We start from the raw sequence: 20252 nt of genomic DNA on the forward strand, positions 1-20252 counted from the left end.
GGTCGCGCTACTCCCCTGGGCTCGCGTCCACGTCGATCGCTTCACTCGACGCGGGCGCGAGCGGCTGCGGCTCGATCGGTGCGGGCGCTGCTGCGGGCGTGGGCGCTGCTGCGGGCGTGGGCGCTGCTGCGGGCGCGGGCGCTGCTGCTGCGGGCGCGGGCGCTGCTGCTGCTGCGGGCGCGGGCGCTGCTGCGGGCGCGGGCGCTGCTGCGGGCGCGGGACCGGGCAGCACGATCGTGTGGACCTTCGGCGCCGGCTTGGTCTCCACGTGCTTGATCACCCGAACCTTGCGCCCGCGCCGACGCTCCGCCTCGCGCTGCGTCGCCGATGCGCCGGGACCCACGGGGATCCCAAACTTGAGCCCGCTGATCACCGAGAACCCGGTGTTGCCAAAATCTGGCAGCGCCGCGCCGGTCTTGATCCGGGCGCTCCACAGCTGCCGGACCTCGCCGAACAGCCCGAAGTAGTTGGTGATCCTGATGTCGATCCCGCCGTGGATCTCGAAGCCGATCCGCAGCCCGGCGGCCACGTAGTCACCGGCGTCGTGGCGAGCGTAGCGCAGCCGCATCACGTCAAACCCCGCTCCAAACCCACCGTAGGGCCGCACGGGCCACCTGCGCGGGAAGTACAGGTTGCCGCCAAAGAACAGCGGGACCGTCAGGTAATCGAGCTGCATCGCGTCGCCGCGCGCAAAGCCGCCGTCTGCGTCGGCGGGGATGAAGCTCGCGTGGCCCTCGGTGTAGCCGGTGCGGAAGAAGCCCTCGACGACGGGATAGCGGGTCGGCGTGCGCCCGGAGAACGCACCTACCCGAACATCGGCGCCGCGCAGCGCCGAGGGGAAGCCCTTGGCGTCGAAGCCCGGCAGCTCGTTGGCCTTGATCCGCGCGTCCGGCAGCTGGATCCGCCCGGTCGGCGCGAGCACGTTGAACTCGGCCCCGACGGAGAACGACAGCCATGTCCGATCCCACTGCCAGTCCCAGTCGTTGTCGACCTCGATCTCTTCGATGACGACGGTGTCGTGTTGGGCCGCGTCGCCTTGATCTTCGCCGGTCACCCGCGCGACCTCGATCAGCTCACCGGTCTCGGGATCGCGCTGCCACACGTGGACCTCCCAGTCGGGATCGGCGACGGCGAGCAGCTGCTCTTGATCGGTGTAGCCAGCGTAGTACCCATGCCCGTACGCGACCTTGAACAGCCCGGTCCGCAGCGCGTCGTCGAGCGGGCCGCGGGCGTCGGACTGCGGCTCGTGAAACTCGAGGCGGCCGAGCGCGACCAGGCCGGTGTCGTTGGCGGCGATCTTCACCTCGCCGTCGCGGCTGCCGTCGCGGCGACTGTGGCGATACAAGAACAGCGCCCCGCTTGGGAGCCGCAGGTACGCAGGCTGGCCGCTGGCATGGTTGAGATCGGCGAGCCGAACCCCGCGGGCGTCCTCGAGGCTGTAGCGCCCGGCGTCGCCCCCGGCGAGCAGCAACACCCGCTGCTCCGTGACGCGGTCGTGGACCAGCAACGGCGCCCGCTCGTCGCCACGCGGCGGACGAACGGCGACCTCGAGCCGCGCCCGGGTGTCCCCGACCCCGCTGTTGGCCGCCGACACGAACGCGCCCAGCTCCGAGTACTCGATCCGCCCGTCGCCGTTGATGTCGGCCCCGCCACGCAGCCCGCTGAGCAGCTGATGGGTGAAGATCCCACCCTCCCAGCGCTCCCACTCGTGGGTCTGCTGATCGGCCGAGTGGGCCAGGACCACGCCCGTGTTTGGGTGCGCGCCGAGGTGGTTGTCGTCGAGGTACTCGCGGACGCTGTCACCGTAGTCGGCGGGCCCGACGTCGGGCTTCCACTCGCCCCGCGACAGCACGAATTGCTCGCTGCGGCAGGCGTCGACGATCACATGGTTGTGGTCGGCCGGCGACGCGCCGAGCAGCTTGGAGAACAGATCATGGCGAGTCAGCGTGTCGCCGTTGGCGAGCGTCAAGAAGCCCTGACCGTCGGGGCCGACGTCGCCGTGGCCCGCGTAGTAGATCGTCAGCTCGACCTCGCGCCCGGCCGCGGCCGCGGCGTTCATCTTGGTCAGCAACCGGGCCCACGCGGCGTCGAGCTTGGCCTGGGTCGGCTGCTGCGAGGCCTTGACCAGGCCTGGAAACCGGGCCTGGCTGGCCTGATCGAACACCGTCAGCAGCTCGACGTCAGCCCCGAGCTCGAGCCACAGCTCGGCGATCCTGGCCGCGTCGTCGTCGGCGAAGCGCAGCGGCTTTTGGTCCTTGCTGGTGGTCTCGTTGCTGCCGATCACCAGCGCGAAGCGGGCTGGCTCCGCGGTCGCGGGGGTCACGGCGGCGAGCGGCATCGGGCCCTCGGGACGCCCGGCGTGGGCCGCCTGCGGGCCGAGCAACGCCAACAAGCTGGAGACCAGGAGCAAGAGGGCGGGAGATACGGCGGCGTTCATGGGCGAGTCCTCGCGGGATCAGTGTGAAGCAGCAGGAATTCAGTCTCGGCCGAGGCGCAGCGATCGAGGTCGCGGCACAGAGGTGCGAGCTCGGCAGCCTCGAGGCGAAGGTGCCAGGGCAGATCGTCGACGCTCGCGCGCGGCTGCTCGGCCAGCGCCGCGGCCAGGCGATCGATGTCGGCGGTGCTCGGCTGCAGCTCGCTCGCCAGCGCGAACACCCGCACGCGACCGGGGCCATGGTTGACCGCGAGCCGGACCGACACGGGCAGCGCCGCCCAGCGATTGGTCACGGCCAGGGCCGGCAGCTCGCGGGCGTCGGGGTTGGGCAGGTAGTAGCGGACCTCGCCGTCTTCGGCGATCCCGAACACGCTCAGGTGCAGCGGGGCCGCGACCAGCGACGCGGCCGCGCGAGGATCGAGCGCCTCGTCGCCAAGCCGGACTGAGAAGCCGAGCAGCTCGTCGAGCTCGCAGCCGCGGTCGCTCGCGGGCCGCGGCGGCGTGCCGCAGACCGGCTCGAGCCCGAGCGGCCGCGCGATCGGGTGGCGACCCCGACTCGCCAGCTCGCCCGTCTCGCCGACCTCGCCCGCATCGCCGGCAGAGATCGCCGGCCCGCGCTCGTCGGCGCCGACCCACCACAGCAGCGTCGCCGCCGTCGCCAGGGTCGCCACTGTCGCGCCGAGCCAGGTCCAGCCCCGACCACGCCCGATCGGCGCGGCCTCGACCACGCCCTCGGCCGCGAGATCGTCAAACAGCCAGCGCTCGACCTGGTCGATCTCCGCGCGGGAGACCGGCCGCTGCTCGAGCACCCGCAAGGCCGCGATCGCCCGATCCCAGCCGCGCCGCTCCCTCGCGTTGCCGCGCAGGCGCTCGACCAGCGCCCGTCGCCGGCCCGGCCGCAGACCGTCGACGAGCTCGCGCTCGATCACCCGTCGCAGCTTGCTCGGTCGGCTCATCGGGTCACCTCATCGAGCACGCGCAGCAGCTCCGAGCCGAGCAGCGCGGGCACGCCCACGGCCGCGACCACACCTTCGATCAGCGTGGCCTCGCCGTGCTCGCGCAGGTAGATCAGCAGGGCCCGGCGCAGCTGCTTCTCGCTCGTGCGGATCCGCTGGCGCCCAAGCCCGAGCACCTCGGCGGCGTCGCGCTGCGACAGACCGTCGACGAAGCGCAGCTGGACCAGGCGCCGCTGCTCGGGATCGAGGCTGGCCAAGAACGCCGCGACCAGCTCGCGCACCTCGGCGTCGTGGACCTCGCGCTCGGGGCTGGGGCCATCGTCGATCGGCGCGAGCGTGGCCGCGGTCGGGTGCTCCCCGTCCGCGAGCGGGAACAGCACCTCGCGGGCCCGAAACGAGCGCAGGACCAGGTTGCGGGCGATCGTGCTGACGTACGCGCCGTAGGGGCGAATCCCGTCGTAGCTCGCCCGCGACCGCGGCTCAAAGGCCCGGCGAAAGGTCTCGTGCAAGAGGTCCTGCAGCTCGAAGCCCGAGCCGTAGCCCGCGAACCGGTGGCGGGTGCCGCTGGCCTCGAACGAGAACCCGTGGCGCAGCAGCAGCGCGACAGACTCGGCGTGGAGCCGGTAGACCTCGGTCAGCGCGGCCCGCTCGCCGGCCTTGAAGCCGCGCAGCAGATCCTTCGACCAGCCATTCGGGGCGAGCTCAGCTCGCTCGACTTGCGTGGGTCCCGTGGGCACTGCCCTTCCCTAGCCGACTCAGGTCGAGCTGGGTTGGGGGTCGGTGAAAAAATTTCAGGACTCGGGCCCGCTCGGGACCGTCGCCGAATTTTGCGTGGGCGCGAGCGGCTGTGGCTCGGCCGGCGCAGGGGAAGCCGGCCTGGCGACAGCCGCCCAGATGACCGCCGCCAGGCAAGCGGCGATCGCCAGCGCGCTGCCCGATCGGACCGCTCGCAGCTGCTTCAGCCGTCGGATCGGATCGGCGTCCCCCGGGACCGCGAAGACCAGCAGCGGGTCGCTCGTCGACCCTCGCAGCTGCCCCTGCGCGATCTCCTCCGCGGGCGCGACCACGACGACCCGATCGCCCTTGCCGATCACCTCGCGATCGACGCCCACCTGCGCGAGCATCGCCAGCATCCCGCGTTCGCTGGAGGTCTTCGTCCGCAGCGGCGAGTCCTGGTCTGGCCCTCCACGCGACTCCGAGGCCCAGTGCAGGTGTTGGGTGTCGACGGCGATCCGTGTGCCCGCGAGGTTGAACGGGTGGCGGACCTCCTCCCGGTAACCCAGCGTGTTGGTCGTGTGGGTGACGGTCGCCACGGTCTGCGTACCCCCGTGCACCGACGCAACCTCCGCGGTGCCGTGGTGGACCCCGCTCCACGAGTGCCACGAGATGGCCCGAGCGAACCTGCCCCCGAGACCGCTGACCGCACCGACGATGCGCCGCTTCGAGCTCGCCCGGAGGATCCGACTGACGATCTTGCTCGCTTCACGCTCATGCGCGAGGGCAAAGCCCAGCCACGTGATCAGCATCAGCGCGCTCGGCACCGCGAACGCCATGACCCCACCGTCTGGACTGATCAGCGCGGCGGGGGCGACCGTGCCAGTCAGCGTGAACGGGAAGATCAGCCACCACCCACCGTAGGGGGTGGGCGCCCGCTCGACCCGGGTCGGATCGAGGTTTTGCATGACGATGGGGTTCTTGCGCGGCAAGAACCGGGGCAGCTGTTGGCGGCTGGCGATCAACATGATCGCGGTCCCGAGCCACAGCGCGATCCAGATCGCACCAGCGGCGGGTTGAAGAAACGCCACGGGAACGCCGAGCAAGACGAACCCCAGCGCAACCCAGTCCCCCCGAGCCGGCCTTGGCATGCCCAAGCATAACACCCGCGGGTGCTGAAGATGCAGGCGGGACTCGAACCCGCATGAACACAGACTGCAGCCGTGCGCCTATCCATTTCGGCCACTGCATCGAGAACCACACTCGCCTATGTTGATTGGCGGAGCGATAACTCATGTACGTATCGTTGAGCGGAGAGAGGGAGGGTCGAACTCCCAAGGATCTTGCGATCTCGTCCAAGTTCAAATCGGGTGCCGTCGCCAGCTTTCGGCTTGTCTCTCCAATTGGTGTGATGGTGAAAACGGAGAGGGGGAGGGTCGAACTCCCAAGGATCTAGCGATCTCGTCCGGGTTCCATCCGGGTGCCGTCGCCGGCTGTCGGCTTGCCTCTCCAGGGTTGTTTTTCAGCTCAGGCCAGGCTTCTGGCCTGCTCGCGGGCGCTGTGCTCGTTGCGAGCGAGGCGATTGATTAGCGGAGAGAGGGAGGGTCGAACTCCCAAGGACCTTGCGATCTCGTCCGGGTAGCGGCCGGGTGCCGTCGCCAACTTTCGGCTTGCCTCTCCAGAGGTTGTGTTCAGCTCGGGCCAGGCTTCTGGCCCGCTTGCGGGCGCTTTTTGCGGACCGGAGCGCTCGTTGGCGGAGAGAGGGAGGGTCGAACTCCCAAGGACCTTGCGATCTCGCCCGACTTCGAATCGAGTGCCGTCGCCAGCTTTCGGCTTGTCTCTCCGTGAGGTGTGCGGCCCGTGTTGGTCCGCGCATGTTCGCCACGTCGGGCCCAATACGGCTCGATGCGTCGTCAATACCCATGCAGGGCTGCATGCCCTACATGGGGGCTGCTGAAGCCGGGTCAGGCTGATCGCGAGGAACTCGGACAGCGACACGCCCCAGCACTGGTAGACCGCGAGCAACTCCCGGCGGTCCATTGGACAGCGGGGGTGGCGTCTTGCGATCGGCAGGTCTGTGCTTGGCGGGCCATCTCGATACCTCAGCGAATGTTGGGCAGTGTACACGTCGGCTTCTCGCGGTCAAGGACGAACGCATATTTTTTTGGACGGTCGACGTTCGGCGCTCGCGTCCGGCTGCTCGGCAATGTGCTTCGTGGGCACCGCCGAGCAGGACATTGTTTGTTTCAGCGCGGGCCAGGCTTGTGACCAGAGCCCGAGCCAGCAGCGAGCGCAGCACCACCGACCTGGATTGTCATGTCACAATGAGGCCGCTCCCGACTCTGACCACCCATGGCCAACGATGACGAGCGATGACAAACGACCCGGCGATCCGATCGCGCTCACGGTCAACGGTATGCCGTGGGAGTGGGACGTCGCCGCCGGCAACCTGCTGCTGTTCGGTGAGCCAGCTGTCGCGTTCGGAGCACTCCCGTCGCTCGAGCGTCTCGTCGGCCCCTTGCGTGAAGAGGCAGGTGAGGAGCTGTTTCGCCTGCTCGTCGCGCTGTCCAGCACCAAGGGCACAAAGCAGTACTACCAGAATCTGATCACCAAGTTCGGCTCGACTTTCGAGGAGGGCTTCTTGACCTGGGGCGAGGCGGTCGCGGCCGCCGGCTGGGGACGTTTCTCCCTGCCCAAGTACGATCGAGCGCGCTGCGAAGCGATCGTCCGGGTCATCAACCCATGGGAGCTCCAGATGCAGACCGACACGCCCGAGACCTGGGGCTGTCCGTTCTTGCAAGGCAAGCTGATCGGCATCTTCAGCGAGGCATTCGGGGTGACGTGTTGGGCGTATGAGCAGAACATCCAGCGCGACGGCGCCCACTGCTCGATCGAGTTTCACATCGCCCGCTCGCAACGAACGATCGCGGTCGAGCTCGCGCAGCTGCGGGCGGCACGTCAGCGCGAGCGCGACGGGGAGCTGGCCCGCGAGGTCGAGCGCAAGACCGCGGCGCTGCGCGAGTCCGAGGATCGCCAGCGCGCGGTGCTGCTGTCGCTCAGCGATCTGGTGTTCACGATCGACGCCAACCTGGTCATCGAAGACTACCTGCCACCGCGCGGCGCCGCCTCGGCGTTTCCGCCGGCCGAGGCTGCTCTACGCCACACAGTCGGCGACGCGTTCGGCGAAGCCCTCGCGACCGTGTTGGGCGAGGCTATCGCTTCGATCGATTCGATCGATTCGATCGGGTCGATTGCTTCGATCGATGCTGGTCACGAGATCGAGCCGGGGTCGCAAGAGTTCGGGTTCACCCTCGACGGCGAGGTGCGTCGCTACGAAGCCCGGTTCGCCCCCCGCCAAGCGGCCAACGGCGAGCTCGACGGGCTCACCGTCGTGGTCCGAGACTTCACGCGGCAGCGCGCGATCGAGGAGCGGCTGCGCCAAGCACAGAAAATGGAGTCGCTCGGCCAGCTCGCCAGCGGCGTCGGCCACGACTTCAACAACTTGCTCACCGCGATCATGAGCGCGACCGATCTGCTGGCAATCCAGGTCCCGCAGCCGCTCCAACCCCTGACGGAGACGGTGCTCGATGCGTGCGACACCGCGGCGGCGCTGATCAGAAAGCTGCTCGACTTCGCACGCCCTGGCCTGGCCGCCGCCGCCGACGTCGACATGCACGACGTCGTCTCGACCTCGGTCAGCCTGCTCGAGGCCAGCGTCAGCCGCAGCATCCGCGTCGTGACCCAGCTCGAGGCCCCCGCACATCACATCTACGGCGACGCCAAGCAGCTGCAGAGCGCGCTGCTCAACCTCGGCGTCAACGCGCGCGATGCCATGCCCCACGGCGGCGAGCTTCGATTCGCAACTCATAACCTCACGCTCAGCGCAGACGACTGCGCGACCGCGGCGGTCGACCTGTCGCCCGGCCCCTACATCGAGGTCGTGGTCAGTGACACGGGCGAGGGCATGGACGAGCCAACCCGCCGCCGCGTGTTCGAGCCGTTCTTCACGACCAAGGCCGCTGGCAAGGGCACAGGTTTGGGTCTGGCCGCGGTCTACGGGGCGGTCGGCGAGCACCGCGGTCAGATCTCGTTGGACAGTGAAGTCGGCAAGGGCACGACCTTTCGCATTCGCTTGCCGATCCACGCGGCGAGCGGGCCGCCGATCACCCTGAGCCCCTGAGCCGGGTCAGCGCACGCCCGAGGGCAGCCACGCGAAGTTGTAGTCGAGCACCGCGCAGCGCTTGCCCATCGCCGCCGCCATCGCGGGTGGGACCGGTGGCAGATCGAGGCGGGTCAGCTCGTGCTCGAGCGCGGCGTCGAGGTTGGCGTCGCCGCTCGAGGCCTTGCGCAGGACCTTGTCGACGCTGCCGTCGGTGCAGATCCGCAGGCGAAACGTGTAGGGGTTCGAGCTCGAGACCTGGCCGGCCCACGCGGGGACCTTCATCGAGCGAAGCGCCCGCATGACCTCGCTCGCCCATGGGTCGCCGTCGGCGAGCAGATCCGACCACGCGTTGGCGTCGTGAAATGGGTCGTCGACATCCTGGCCGGGCGCCGGTCCAGGGGTCGGGGTGGGTTTGGGCTTGGGCGTGGGCGTGGGCGGAACTTCGCCCGCTTCGGTCGCGCCTGGGTCGGCCTCGCTGCTCGGCTGGTGCGCGTCCTCGCTCACGCTGGCGCCTGGCTCATCGCTGACTTGCTCCGGCGCGTCCGCCGGGAGCTCGCTGGCGGGCTCGGCCGCGGCGGCCGGCTCGGCGTCAGGCTCACCGGACGCGACCACCGACGCGGGCATGAACTCGACCACCAACAGCGCATCTTGGTCATCGGCCGCGGCTGAGCTCGGCATCCACAGCAGCGCGCCCGTCAGCGCGAGACATCCGAGCAGCGACCCGAGCACCCCACCAACGAACGGTCCCGGTCGGGACACCACCTCCTGCAGGTCGCGGCGGGCGACCGCGAACGGAGCCGTCAGCGCCGAGCGGATCGGAGGCAGACCAACGAGGACACGGGGACGGTCAGGGTCGTGCATGGCGGCTAGCGTTGAACGTCGGCATCGCCAAAACCCTTCACCTCGCCCCAGATCTCGCTGCCACCCGCGAAATGCCTGGGTTGATGACCGCTGCGCAGCGCGTGGCACACTCCCCGCCATGAGCCAGCCCGAACAACCCACCGGCCGCGTCCCCGCGCGCCTGTTCGTCGTGATCGCCCTGGCGGCGCTGGCCACGATCTTCGCCGTGGCCTTCACCCTCTACTCCAGCCTGGGCGCCGACGAGCAGCAGGTGTTCCCGATCGTCGACGACTACCTGCGCGAGCCACAGACCGTGCCCGAGCGAGTCGAGGTGATCAGCGCCGAGGTTCGGCGGATCCAGATCAGCCACGCCGGGATCGAGGTCCACGATCACGCGGGTCAGCGCTACACGATCAACCCCGACGGCACCAACCTGCGCCGCGGCGGCGAGGTCGCTGTGCCGACCGACAGCTTCGCCGTCGGCGACGTCGACTTCGCCGGGCTGCCCGTGATCCTGGCGGCCGCGAGCGAGCGCAGCGGCGGGACCCCCAACAGCGCGACGATCGAGCGGCGCGACGGTGCGCTGGTGTGGCGCGTGGTGATCTGGGCCGAGGGTGGAACGAGTGAACTGGTCTACACACAAGCTGGCGAGCTGCGCCCGGGCGCCAACGCCAGGTGACGAACTCGACGACTCGACTACTCGACCTTCACCCCGCGCCAGAACGCGACGCGACCCGCGATCTGCTTGGCGGCCTCCTTTGGCGCGGGGTAGTACCAAGCCGCGTCAACGTTGCGCTGGCCGTTCACCTCGACGGTCAAGTAGTGCGCGGTGCCCTTCCAGGGACACTCCGACTGGGTGTCGCTCTCGGTAAAATACGCGGACACGATCGAGTCGCGCGGAAAGTAGTGATTGCCCTCGACGACCACGGTGTCGTCACTGTGTGCGATGGTCTCGCCGTTCCAGGTCGCTCGCATGCGCGTGGATACGCGTGTCGCTGACCCGAGTTACTCGGCCGCGCCGGTCTGGACCCGCCACAAGCTCGCGTAGATCCCAGCTTGGGCGACGAGCTCGTCGTGCCGGCCGTGCTCGACGATCCGCCCCTGCTCGAGCACGAAGGTCTGGTCTGCCCGGCGGATCGTCGACAGGCGATGAGCGATCACGATCGTCGTGCGGCCCTGGGTGATGCGCTCGAGCGAGCGCTGGATCGCGGCCTCGGTCTCGTTGTCGACGCTCGAGGTCGCCTCGTCCAGGATCAGCACCGGGGGATCCAAGAGCAGCGCCCGCGCGATCGAGACCCGCTGCCGCTGGCCGCCCGAGAGCTTCTGCCCGCGCTCACCCACGATCGTGTCATAGCCGTCCGGCAGCGCCATGATGAAGGCGTGAGCCTCGGCTGCCTTCGCGGCCGCGACCACGGCGTCGAGTGACGCGTCAAAGCTGCCGTAGGCGATGTTGTCGCGCACGCTGCCGTGGAACAAGAACACGTCCTGGCTGACCAGCCCGATCGCGCGGCGCAAGCTGGTGAGCTCGAGCTCGCGCACGTCGATACCGTCGAGGCACACGCGCCCGGCCTTGACGTCGTAGAAGCGCAAGATCAGCTTGATCAGCGTGCTCTTCCCGGCTCCCGTGGCGCCGACGAAGGCCACCGTGTCACCGGCCGGAATCCGCACGGACAAGCCGCGCAGGATCGGCACGGGCTCGAGGTTGCCGCCGAGCCCGGGGTCATAGTGAAAGTCGACGGCCTCGAAGCTGAGCTCACCGCGGATCGCCTCGGTCGCCAGGCTCACCGTGCCCGAGCGGATCTTGGCCTCGGTGTCGAGCACATCGAGCGCGCGCGTGGTCGAGGCCATCGCCCGCTGATACTGATCGAGCAGGAGCCCGAGCTTGGTCAGCGGCCACAGCAACCGCTGGGTCATGAACACCAGCACGCTGTACACACCCACGTTCAGCTGGCCGGCGAGCACCATCTGACCGCCGAACACCAAGATCGCGACGAAGCCGAGCACGATGATCATGCGGATCAGCGGCACGAAGCCGGAGCTGAGCTCGATCGCGCGGCTGTTGGCGGCCTCGTAGGCGCGGCTGAGCGTGGCGATGCGCTCGACCTCGTGCGCCTCGGCGGTGAAGCTCTTGATCGTCGCGACGCCGCCCAGGTTGTTGACCAATTGCGCGTTGAGCAGCCCGACCTGCTCGCGGACCTCGCGATAGCGGGGCTCGAGTCGACGCTGGATCGACACCGAGCCCCAGATCACCAGCGGCATCGGCAGCAGGGTCATCCACGCGACCGAGGGCACGACCACGAAGAACAGCCCGCCGACCAGGGTGACGGTGGTGAGCAGCTGGATCAGCTGGTTGGCGCCGTCGTCCAAGAACCGCTCGAGTTGGTTGATGTCGTCGTTGAGCACCGACATCAGCCCGCCCGTGCTGCGATCCTCGAAGTAGGCCAGCTCGAGCTCCTGGACGTGGCGATACACGTCCACGCGCAGCTCGTGCTCGACGGTCTGGGCCAGGCGGCGCCACTTCAGGGCATAGGCGTACTCGAACACCGACTCTGCGCCCCAGGCTGCCAATGTGAGTCCGGCGAGGATCCACAGCTGCGTGTCGACATTCGCCCAGCCCAGCTTGGCGATGAACGAGTCCTGGCGCGAGACCACGATGTCGACCGCCGCGCCGATCAGGATCGGCGGCGCGAGGTCGAACAGCTTGTTGAAGAACGAGAACAGCGTCGCCGCTCCGATCGCGCGTCGGTGCGGACGCGCATATCGGAGCAAGCGCGCGAGCGGATGCTGGTTTTTCATGACCGACAGGCGCAGGACTACTGCGGAAGCTGCTCTTCCTCGTTCGACTCCTCAGTTGGCTCTTCCTCGGTCTGCTCTTCCTCGGGCTGCTCCTCCTCGGTCTGCTCTTCCTCGGGCTGCTCTTCCTCGGGCTGCTCCTCTTCGACGACGCCCTCGTCCTCGCCACCCTCTTCGCCGCCTCCTTCGCCACCCTCGTCGTCCCCCTCGCCCGACTCGACCATCACGCCCATCTCGGCCGGGATCGTGCGTTCGTCGGGGGGTGGGATCTCGATCTCTTCGTCGCCGGTCGCCGCGGCGGCGGCCTCTTGCGCGGCCTGCTGCTTGGCGTTGCGCTGCGCCGCCCGCTGCTCGGCCCGGTCCTTGCTCCGGTTGGTCCGGGCCTCACGCTTCTCTCGCAGCTGCTCCTGGCGAGACTTGGACTTGACCCCGCGGAACCGGCGATGCTTGAAGTTGCCCTCGAGCACGACCCCCATCCAGCCTTCGTCGGGCGGATCCATCAGCACCTTGGGGCTCGCGGTCAGGACCAGAAGATCCACGTTGTCGCTGCGCTGACGCAGCGACGGATCAATGAACACCTTGATCAGCAGATTCAGGCGCGAGTTGGCGATGGGGTCGTTGAAGTCGATCTCACCCGAGATCTTGAACACGATGTCGTCGCTCTCGGTTCCGAACTCCTCGGCCACGGCCAGGCCGTCGACGATCTCGAGCACGCCATCGAGGGTCCCAAGGTCAATCTCGGGGATCGTGACCCCCTTCGACAGCATGCTGGTCTTCTTGGACCCGGGCACGAACAGCTTGGTCTCGCCGTCGCCCACGGTGCATGAATAGCAGTGGACCTCGAGCCGCCCGCTGGACTTGGCCCACTCGTTGTTCGGCGCCGTGATGTCGACGTCGAGCGCGAACACGCCGCGCACGGGGGCGTTGACCGCGTCCTGCAGCTTCGGCACGCCATACAGCGGCAGGTCGGCGATGTTGAAGGCCACGTGAGACTCTTCGTCGCCCTGAAAGTAGGCGCCGCTCATCGTGCCCTCGTCCATCGTCGCCTCGAACTCGACGTCGATCTCGTCAAACAACAGATACTTGAGCACGGAGAAGCTGGCGTCGAGCTCCTCGATCACGAACGGCACTGGGGTCGAGTCGGGGCGCGAGGGCTTGAAGCTCCACACCACCTGCTCGAGCGTGGCCGAGCCCCACGGGCGAATCGAGACGTCCTCGACCGTGATGTTGAACCCGGCCTTGCGAGCCTCATGCGAGATGCGCCAGGCGATCGAGCGGGTCGGGAGGCTGACCCAGGCCGAGATGATGAACACCAACAACAGGCCGCCGGCCCACATCGCCACGCGCCCGAGCTTGCGACCGATCGCGCGCAGGTCGAAGCCCATGCCGCCCGGGGTCAGCCCCGCGGCCAGGCTCGCGCTCGGGCGCAGGCCCGAGCCGCTCATGCCGGTCGCGCTCATGCCAGGTCCGGTGCCGCCCGGCGCCGGGGACAGGTCGTCGAGCGGCGGCAGATCAGGACCCGAGCCGAGCCCCAGGGTCTGGCTGGGCTCGCGGGGGTAGCTGGGCTCGCGGGGGTAGCTGGGCTCGCGGGGGTTGAGTTCGTCGCTCATCGCTCAGCCTTCTTGTTCCTGCTGTTGGTCGTCTTCGGGCGTCACGCGCTCCCAGGTGGCGAGCACGACGTCGACGTTGAGCCGATCCTCGCTGCCGCTGGGCGAGCGGATCGTCAAGCCCTGGGTCAGGACCACGTGGCCCTCCTTGCTCTCGACGGTGCTCAAGAACTTGGTCAGCTGCGCGAGCGTGACCCCGCGCAGGTCGAATTCGTAGGTGCGCATCTGCAGGCCCGGCGCGACCTCGACCGCGGGTTTCTCGGCCTGATTCGAGGCCGTGACCTCGGCGACGGTCTGGGCCTCTTCGACGAGCGTGCTGAACAACAGCGGCGTCGATGAGATCTTCTTTTGCGCCTCGGCCTTGAGCGCCAGCTTCTCTTGATACGAGGGCCCAAAGGTGCGGGTGAGCTCCAGACCCTCGCGCTTGTCGGCGATCTCGTCGTCGATGTCCGAGAGCCGCTTGTGGCGCATGAACATCATGACGCCCGTCGCCATCAGCAAGAACACGCCGACGAGCGCCATGACCAGCACCCGCTCGCGCGGCTGCAGTCGCTCCCAGAACCCCGGGCCTTTGTGCTTCGCGTCAACCTTCGCCATCGTCGCTCGCTCCTTGCAGCGCGACGCTGCCCGTAAAGCAATTGTGGTCGACCGACATCTCGAATGACTGCCGGCCGTTGCGATCTTTGATCATGCCCTTGGTGATCCCGCGAATGCACCCGTACTGGCGCAGCCGGACCCCGAGTCGATCTTGGGCGGTCGCGCGCGTGGCCGACAGGTTCAGCTCGATCTTGAGGTTGCGGATCTCCATGCTGGCCAGCAGCAGCTGATCGTCGGCCAGGATCCCCGCGTTGCTGTCGGTGATCGGCGCGGGGCCGGCCTCGACCGCGCCCTCGGTCTCGCCCTCGTCGTCGCCACCCGGAGGCCCGCCGAGCAGCCCGCCTGACGGATACACGACATCCGTGGGGAACACCGGATTGCCCGAGGGATCGAGCGGGAGCGGAGCGCCGTCGGGGCCGATGATCGCGGGCGCGCCGTCGCTGCCGACCCCGGTCGTGTAGCCGGGCGGCAGCTGACTGCCATCGGGGGCGGTCGCGACTGCCCCAGCCTTGGGCGTCGCCGCCTTGGTCACCAGCTCGAGCACCTCGAGCGCCCCACGCTCGGGGATCTGGCCCTTCACGTCGCCGCCCTCGGCCTCGCCGAGCTTGGTTCGCACGGCGCCGCTGCTGTTGAGCACGGTCCCAAACACGCTGCGGGTCTCATGCTCGAGCTCGGCCGCGTACGCGTCGAGCTCGCGCTCGGCCGCCTTGACCCGAACCATGCTGTCGACGGTAGCGAACGCCAAGATCGCAATGCCCAGCGCCGCGACCGTCGAGAAGTGCTGCTGAAACCATGCCCCCTCGCCGCCGCCGGTATCGTACGCGTCGTGCAGCTGGATCAGCGGGCGCCGCCCAGTTGCGACCGCGGTCCCCAGCGCGACGAGGGAGCCGGTCCAGTCGCGGCCTTGCACCTGACGCAGCGCGCCGCTCTCTTTGGGCGCGACCACCCCGACCTCGAGCCCGGTCTCGCCGGCCAGCCACCGGTCCAGCCCACGCAGCCGCGCGACCCCGCCGGACAGGCGCAGCTCGACGACCTCGCAGCCAAACTCGGACTTCAGCCACTGGCGGGTGTGCTCGATCTCCCGCAGCAGGGGCTGCAGCGCCTGGCGGACCTGCGGATCTTCGGTGTTGCCGTCGCGCTCGAGCGCGACCGTGGCGGCGACGGTGTCCAGACCCCAAGCCTTCCCGAGCTCACGCAGCAGCTGTCGCCCACCGCGACGCATGCTGCGGGCGGCGATCGGCCCGTCGTTGCCAAGCGCGACCAGCTCGGTGCTCTTGTGGCCAAAGTCGACGACCAGGCTGGCTGGCTGCAGGCCTGGTGCAGCCCCCGGGCGCAGCCCCGGAACCGGCGTGCTGGCCAGCGCCTGGGCGATCGCCAGGGCCCCCGTGGTGATCAATTTGAGGTCGACGTCCGCGAGCTGCAGGCGCGCGCTCACGTGCTCGATCGTCGCGCGCTTGGCCGCCACGACCAACGCACGCCCGCGCCCGTCACCGAGCTTGATCGGCAGGTGATCCGTGGCCAGCTCTTCGATCGAGACTGGAAACTGCCCGTCGAGTTCAAAGTTGATCGCCTGCGCGATCTGGCGGGGGTCGTCAAACGGAAAGCTCAGCACCCGATAGCTGCCCGAGCCGCCCGGCAGCGCGATCCCGGTGGGCAGGTGCCGAAGCCCGCGCTCGTCGAGCATGCGCAGCGCGGTGTCGATCGCCGCGTCGAGCGGATCGACCGGGCCCTGCGAGGCGCCGCTGGACGACGTGGGCCGCACCTCTTGCTCCCAGACATGCATGACCTGGGCACCGCGAAGTCCGGCGGTCACCACCGCGACCTTGACCTTGCGGTTTCCGAGATCGATTCCTACGAACTTCTGGGCCATGCTGCTTGCTCAGTCTTCCCGATAATATAGCCAGGTACCCTTGCCAGCGCTCTGGTTGCGGGCGTACTGGATGTCGTAGACGGCCGTCAGGCGCTTGCGGACGCTGCCGACCGTGGTGATGATCTCGAGCCGGTAGATGCGCTCGGGCTCGACGGTGGCGACGTCCTGCAGGCCGCCCCAGCTCGCGCCGTCGTTGTTGCTGCCGCCCTTGACCCGCACCTCCATGCCGTCGGGCACCTTCGGCAGGTTGGCGGCGTAGTCGTCGTCTTCGCTGCTGTCCCCGAACAGGCTCATCGGGTTGACGAACTGGTCGGGCTTGGCGACCAGCGCCTTGAAGTCCTCGAGCTTGTCGAACAGGCTGAATTCACGCGACTCGACCACGAAGTTCGCGAGCGGCATCGTCATCATCAAGAAATTGTCGCCCTCGGTCTTCCAGCGATCCGCGCCGGAGACCGCGTGGCGCAGAACCTGGGCGATCTGCTCGGGGCTCGCAAAGTTGAGGTTGACCTTGCAGCCGCCGTAGACGGTCAGGTCGCCGCTGAACGCCGCCATCCAGTCGTCGTCCACGGCCTCGACCAGGTGCAGCTCCAGGACCGAGTCGAGCCGGGCGTCGCGTGACTCGTAGGGGTCGTGCAGCTCGGTGTAGCCGTAGCGCTCGTCCTGCGAGCTCTGGCGCAGCCGGTAGGCGTCGAACCGCTTGGTGTCGTCGTCGATGTAGTCGACGATCGCCTGCAGCACGTGCTGACGGTTGTAGCGCTCGCCGTCGCTCTTCTCTTCGTCGAACAGCGGGTCGTAGAGCTTGGGCAGCATCAGCGCCTCGAGGGTCTCGGTGACGCGTGCGCGGGGAGAGTTGTCGCCGTCTTTCTCGATCGCGAGGCAGTTGACGTTGATCTTGCCGCTCTCGGCCTCGAGCCGGACCTCGAAGCTGCCGCCGCCGTCGAGCGCGAGCTCGTTGAGCGAGCTGGTGTCGAGGCCGACCAGCGCGCCGAGCCCCTCGGCCCCGTCCGTGGTGCCGAAGATCGACATCAGGTAGGGCGCGAGCATGGTGATGTCCATCGCGCCCATCATGTCGCGGAACTGCTTTTGGTTGAACACCATGCGCTGCAGCTCGAACATCAGGACCGACAGCTGCATCGCCCCTCGCTGGACCGCGCGAGCGCGGACCTCGTCACCGTGGTTGATCGCGGACTGCCAGTCGACGCGGGCCTTGTAATTGAACGACGCCGTGAACGGGAACAAGATCGCCAGCGCGATCAAGACCATGAGGATCGCAATGCCCTCTTGGCCCTTCTTGCGCTTGCGCTTGGTCTTGCTCTGATCGGTCGCGGCCATCATTTACCCAAGTCGATCTTCTCCTGCATGGGCAGGGTCGTCTGGGTCACGAAGTACTGGACCTCGCGATCGTCGTTCATGATGCCAAGCTTGATCTCGACCCGCGGCGGCAGGCGATCGGGCTGCTGATCGACGGCGGTGGTCCGCCACTCGTCCAGCCACTCCTCGCGGGTTGGATCCCAGTAGCGAAACTCGAGGCTGTCGACGTCCTCGCACATGACGTAGGCCGGCGCGTAGCGGCGCAGATCTTCGGGCAGGTCGCCGGTCAGGCGCTTGGTCTCGCGCCGGTACAGGTGGGTGCGCGAGCTGTCGTCGGGGTCGTCGGCCAGGAAGTATTGAATGACGGTCTGATCGCTCTCGTTGGCGTCCTTGCGGATCCGCAGGTGTGAGAAGCTGGAGAAGGTCAGGCTGTCGCCGCTGGTGCTCGAGCGGCCCTCGAACATCGTGAAGTGACGGACCTCTTCGGGGCGGCGATTGAACGACAGGTAGGAAGACGCGACCTCCGAGGACATGCGATCCATCGAGTTGCGGATCGCGGCGTAGCGGACCTGAATGTCCTCGGTCATCTCGGTCGCGGTGATCGTGGCCGAGAAGCTGTTCCAGACCGACAGCATCATGATCGTGACGATCGCCATGGCGACGAGCACCTCGATCAGGGTCATGCCGCGCTGGCGGCTGCTCGCCCTCACTTGCCCCCCATGTTTCCGCCGCCGCCGCCACCCATGCTCGGCGGGCGCATGCCGCCACCACGGCCGCCGCCGCCGCTGCCGCCCGCGCCACCCGTGCTCGACCCGCTCTCTTCGCTGGTCCCCGAGTCGTCGTCTTCTTCGCTGAACTCGCCGCCGCCCGCCTCGGACAGGGCCTGCAGCGCGTTGGGATCGGTCCAGAACGTCTGGATCGTGAACTCTTGCTCGATCTCGCCCTGGTTCCAGGTGAGCGTGCAGTCGACCTTGCGGATCGAGTTCTCGATCGCGGCCTTGACCATGGGCCAGACCATGCCGAGCGCGCCAAAGGCCTGGTCGCCCGCGTCCATGTTGTTGTCGTCGCTGGCGCCCGACATGTCGTCGGCGCCCTCTTTGGACTCGAGCAATTGGTTGTACTCGGGCAGCTCGATGAAGTGGATCGTGCAGGCCCACGCAATGTCGTCGTAGCCCTGCTCGCCAAAGTCGCCCTCGAGCTCGACGTCGGAATTGACCCACCCTTCGCGGCGGTGAAAGAACTCGAGCTCGACGATCTGCTGCTCGGCGAGCAGCGCGACCGCGGTGATGTCTCGCGCGTAGCGAGTCGCGGCCATGCTGTTCATCTGCGAGCCCATCAGCGAGCTCAGCGAGACCGCGAGGATCGCCACCGCGATCAGCACCTCGAGCAGCGTGAAGCCGGTCTGCCCGAGCTTGGCCTGCCTCCCACCCGCACTCCCACCCTGGGTGTCGCGAGCGGCCATCAGAAGCTCCTCCGGTCAGCCTTGTCACCGAGGTCGTCCTCGACGTCGTCGATGACCGCGGGCAGCTCCAGATCGACGATCCCGGCCTCGACCGTGACCTTGCCGGTCAGCGGCTGGACCAAGATCGTGTACTCGATGTCGTCTTCGCCAGTGATCCGCGCGCCGAGCTTGGGCTTGCCCTTGAGCTGGATGGCCGCGAGCTGGGTCTGACCACGCGGGAAGAAGTAGAGGTCGGCCTCGCCCTCGGTGATCGGGTCGGGATCGGCGTCGGTCTGCACGCTGAGGATCTCGACGCCGTCGGGAAACACGATCGGCTCGCCGAGGTCGCCCAAGGTCGCGTCGGCCTCGAACGCCTCGAACAGCGGCGGTCGCTGGCGCGGGACCTCTTGCTTCTGGACAGTGTAGGGGTCGTAGGGGTTGGCTTCACCGGCGGCGCTGTAGACCGCGGCCGCGACCGAGCTGAAGTAGCTGTCGGCCGCCCGGGCGTCGCGCTCGGCTTGATCCTGCAGCTTGTCGTCGTCCTGGCGGAACAGCTCGCCGTTGCGGTCAGTCGACGGCAGATACATCGCGTCCTCGGCCTTTTGCAGCTGAAAGCTGCGCTGCTCGAAGTCGATGTGGATCCGGTAGTAGTAGCCGGTGAAGCGGGCGCGGTCGTAGGCAAACCGAACCGTGGACGCGAGCTGGTTGGTCGTGCGCACGACCTCGGCCTGGCTGGCCGCGCCCATGCTCATCGACGCCGACCACATGATCAGGCCGATGATCAGCAAGACGATCAGGATCTCGATCAACGTCAAGCCACGCTGCCGGCCGCGCCCCGCCGATAGTCGGCGGCGCGAGACGAGCCCTGGCTGATTGTCGTCGATCGTCGTCATTGCTAAATTGCGCCCGGATGATCAGCTCGCGGTGATCAGCTCTCTTCTTCGGGGGTCTCGCCGATGTTCTCGTCCCAAGAGTTGATGTTGTCCTCTTCGGTCGCGATGTCGCCGTCCTTGCCGCCCGAGGAGATGTCCACCGGACCGTGCTCACCGGGGCACTTGATCACGTAGTCGCCGCCCCACGGGTCCTTGGTGACCTTCTGAAGGATGCCTGCGGCCTTGATGTCCTGCGCCGTCTTCGGGCACTTGTTCTTCTGCAGCCGATACATCTCCACGCTCTGCGCCAGCGTCCCGATGTCCTTGGCGGCCGTCTTGGTCTTGGCGTCGTCGAAGGCGTTGAACGCGACGATCGCCACGCCGCCCATGATCAATCCGATGATCGCCAACACGACGAGGATCTCGATCAGCGTCATGCCGCGGCTGCTGCGGGCTGCCGCTGCGCGGTACAGCGCCGTGGGCGTGGGCGTGAGGTCAGAGGCGTCGGAGGTGGGCTCTAGACCCAACTCGAGGGTGGGGTTGGCTTCGGTGGTCATCACGGTGTTCAGCATGGCGTCTGTCTCCAAGCCCAAGGGGCTGACTGCGCTGGTTGAGATCGTGGCAAGGTGCTGCGCGGATGCAACGTCCTCGCGGT

Annotated in this window: 16 protein-coding genes, 4 tRNA genes and 1 pseudogene; 2 read left to right on the plus strand and 19 right to left on the minus strand. The window is 68.1% G+C overall.

Annotation, left to right across the window (positions count from 1 at the left end):
- Window positions 1-7 precede the first annotated feature (7 nt).
- From ENSA7_RS43435 to ENSA7_RS43450, 8 genes are all read right to left on the minus strand, one after another.
- Window positions 8-2437, minus strand: a complete 2430-nt coding sequence (locus ENSA7_RS43435) for a caspase family protein (protein ID WP_106088956.1) — start codon at window positions 2435-2437, stop codon at window positions 8-10.
- On the minus strand, window positions 2434-3390 hold the full coding sequence (locus ENSA7_RS09780; protein ID WP_106088957.1) for a hypothetical protein: 957 nt from the start codon (window positions 3388-3390) through the stop codon (window positions 2434-2436). The genes ENSA7_RS43435 and ENSA7_RS09780 overlap by 4 nt, the downstream gene beginning before the upstream one ends.
- A complete protein-coding gene (locus ENSA7_RS09785) occupies window positions 3387-4127 on the minus strand; it encodes an RNA polymerase sigma factor (protein WP_106088958.1) in 741 nt (246 codons plus the stop codon). Before ENSA7_RS09785 ends, ENSA7_RS09780 begins: the two co-directional genes overlap by 4 nt.
- Window positions 4128-4181: 54 nt before the next feature.
- Window positions 4182-5255 (minus strand): hypothetical protein, encoded by a 1074-nt coding sequence (locus ENSA7_RS09790; protein WP_146157525.1) that lies wholly within the window; start codon window positions 5253-5255, stop codon window positions 4182-4184.
- Window positions 5256-5283: 28 nt separating this feature from the next.
- Window positions 5284-5356, minus strand: a tRNA-Cys gene (locus ENSA7_RS09795).
- Between the two features lie 59 nt (window positions 5357-5415).
- A tRNA-Ser gene (locus ENSA7_RS43440) sits at window positions 5416-5505 on the minus strand.
- A gap of 189 nt (window positions 5506-5694) precedes the next feature.
- Window positions 5695-5784 (minus strand) — tRNA-Ser (locus ENSA7_RS43445).
- A 71-nt stretch (window positions 5785-5855) separates the two neighbouring features.
- Window positions 5856-5948: transfer RNA gene (locus ENSA7_RS43450), tRNA-Ser, on the minus strand.
- 518 nt (window positions 5949-6466) lie between these two features.
- On the opposite strand from ENSA7_RS43450, the gene ENSA7_RS09800 reads away from it, so the two are divergent.
- Window positions 6467-8284 (plus strand): two-component system sensor histidine kinase NtrB, encoded by a 1818-nt coding sequence (locus ENSA7_RS09800; RefSeq protein ID WP_181233555.1) that lies wholly within the window; start codon window positions 6467-6469, stop codon window positions 8282-8284.
- A 6-nt stretch (window positions 8285-8290) separates the two neighbouring features.
- Here the strand turns inward: ENSA7_RS09800 and ENSA7_RS09805 are convergent, their stop codons facing one another.
- Window positions 8291-9127: a hypothetical protein gene (locus ENSA7_RS09805; RefSeq protein WP_106088961.1), complete on the minus strand. Its 837-nt coding sequence runs from the start codon at window positions 9125-9127 to the stop codon at window positions 8291-8293.
- Window positions 9128-9245: 118 nt separating this feature from the next.
- On the opposite strand from ENSA7_RS09805, the gene ENSA7_RS09810 reads away from it, so the two are divergent.
- Window positions 9246-9785, plus strand: coding sequence for a hypothetical protein (locus ENSA7_RS09810; RefSeq protein ID WP_106088962.1), 540 nt, complete (start codon window positions 9246-9248; stop codon window positions 9783-9785).
- A 17-nt stretch (window positions 9786-9802) separates the two neighbouring features.
- Here the strand turns inward: ENSA7_RS09810 and ENSA7_RS09815 are convergent.
- The 10 genes and pseudogenes from ENSA7_RS09815 to ENSA7_RS09860 form a co-directional block, all read right to left on the minus strand.
- Window positions 9803-10087, minus strand: a pseudogene (locus ENSA7_RS09815) (DUF427 domain-containing protein); the annotation flags it as partial.
- Window positions 10088-10111: 24 nt separating this feature from the next.
- Entirely contained in the window at window positions 10112-11902 is a 1791-nt protein-coding gene (locus ENSA7_RS09820) for an ABC transporter ATP-binding protein (RefSeq protein ID WP_106088964.1), read from the minus strand.
- Window positions 11903-11919: 17 nt separating this feature from the next.
- Complete coding sequence (gene gspN, locus ENSA7_RS09825) at window positions 11920-13509, minus strand: type II secretion system protein GspN (protein WP_106088965.1); 1590 nt, start codon at window positions 13507-13509, stop codon at window positions 11920-11922.
- 3 nt (window positions 13510-13512) lie between these two features.
- The gene (locus tag ENSA7_RS09830) at window positions 13513-14103 is read right to left on the minus strand and encodes a hypothetical protein (RefSeq protein WP_106088966.1); all 591 of its coding nucleotides are present in this window, start codon (window positions 14101-14103) and stop codon (window positions 13513-13515) included.
- Complete coding sequence (gene pilM, locus ENSA7_RS09835) at window positions 14090-15973, minus strand: pilus assembly protein PilM (protein ID WP_106088967.1); 1884 nt, start codon at window positions 15971-15973, stop codon at window positions 14090-14092. Before pilM ends, ENSA7_RS09830 begins: the two co-directional genes overlap by 14 nt.
- 9 nt (window positions 15974-15982) lie before the next feature.
- Window positions 15983-17308, minus strand: coding sequence for a type II secretion system minor pseudopilin (locus tag ENSA7_RS09840; protein WP_106088968.1), 1326 nt, complete (start codon window positions 17306-17308; stop codon window positions 15983-15985).
- The gene (locus tag ENSA7_RS09845; RefSeq protein ID WP_146157527.1) at window positions 17305-17994 is read right to left on the minus strand and encodes a type II secretion system protein GspJ; all 690 of its coding nucleotides are present in this window, start codon (window positions 17992-17994) and stop codon (window positions 17305-17307) included. Before ENSA7_RS09845 ends, ENSA7_RS09840 begins: the two co-directional genes overlap by 4 nt.
- Window positions 17991-18746, minus strand: a complete 756-nt coding sequence (locus ENSA7_RS09850) for a type IV pilus modification PilV family protein (RefSeq protein WP_106088970.1) — start codon at window positions 18744-18746, stop codon at window positions 17991-17993. The genes ENSA7_RS09845 and ENSA7_RS09850 overlap by 4 nt, the downstream gene beginning before the upstream one ends.
- Entirely contained in the window at window positions 18746-19618 is an 873-nt protein-coding gene (locus tag ENSA7_RS09855) for a prepilin-type N-terminal cleavage/methylation domain-containing protein (protein ID WP_106088971.1), read from the minus strand. The genes ENSA7_RS09850 and ENSA7_RS09855 overlap by 1 nt, the downstream gene beginning before the upstream one ends.
- A 35-nt stretch (window positions 19619-19653) precedes the next feature.
- Entirely contained in the window at window positions 19654-20169 is a 516-nt protein-coding gene (locus tag ENSA7_RS09860; protein WP_146157528.1) for a type II secretion system protein GspG, read from the minus strand.
- Window positions 20170-20252 lie beyond the last annotated feature (83 nt).

The organism is Enhygromyxa salina (assembly GCF_002994635.1).
Lineage (GTDB): Bacteria > Myxococcota_A > Polyangia > Nannocystales > Nannocystaceae > Plesiocystis > Plesiocystis salina_B.

Coding starts and splice junctions, on each gene's coding strand:
- ENSA7_RS09820 (WP_106088964.1), bottom strand. CDS start 11,902: ATGAAAAACCAGCATCCGCTCGCGCGCTTGCTCCGATATGCGCGTCCG.
- pilM (WP_106088967.1), bottom strand. CDS start 15,973: ATGGCCCAGAAGTTCGTAGGAATCGATCTCGGAAACCGCAAGGTCAAG.
- ENSA7_RS09800 (WP_181233555.1), top strand. CDS start 6,467: ATGACGAGCGATGACAAACGACCCGGCGATCCGATCGCGCTCACGGTC.
- ENSA7_RS09805 (WP_106088961.1), bottom strand. CDS start 9,127: ATGCACGACCCTGACCGTCCCCGTGTCCTCGTTGGTCTGCCTCCGATC.
- ENSA7_RS09790 (WP_146157525.1), bottom strand. CDS start 5,255: ATGCCAAGGCCGGCTCGGGGGGACTGGGTTGCGCTGGGGTTCGTCTTG.
- ENSA7_RS09840 (WP_106088968.1), bottom strand. CDS start 17,308: ATGATGGCCGCGACCGATCAGAGCAAGACCAAGCGCAAGCGCAAGAAG.
- ENSA7_RS43435 (WP_106088956.1), bottom strand. CDS start 2,437: ATGAACGCCGCCGTATCTCCCGCCCTCTTGCTCCTGGTCTCCAGCTTG.
- ENSA7_RS09810 (WP_106088962.1), top strand. CDS start 9,246: ATGAGCCAGCCCGAACAACCCACCGGCCGCGTCCCCGCGCGCCTGTTC.
- ENSA7_RS09855 (WP_106088971.1), bottom strand. CDS start 19,618: ATGACGACGATCGACGACAATCAGCCAGGGCTCGTCTCGCGCCGCCGA.
- ENSA7_RS09830 (WP_106088966.1), bottom strand. CDS start 14,103: ATGGCGAAGGTTGACGCGAAGCACAAAGGCCCGGGGTTCTGGGAGCGA.
- gspN (WP_106088965.1), bottom strand. CDS start 13,509: ATGAGCGACGAACTCAACCCCCGCGAGCCCAGCTACCCCCGCGAGCCC.
- ENSA7_RS09850 (WP_106088970.1), bottom strand. CDS start 18,746: ATGGCCGCTCGCGACACCCAGGGTGGGAGTGCGGGTGGGAGGCAGGCC.
- ENSA7_RS09780 (WP_106088957.1), bottom strand. CDS start 3,390: ATGAGCCGACCGAGCAAGCTGCGACGGGTGATCGAGCGCGAGCTCGTC.
- ENSA7_RS09860 (WP_146157528.1), bottom strand. CDS start 20,169: ATGCTGAACACCGTGATGACCACCGAAGCCAACCCCACCCTCGAGTTG.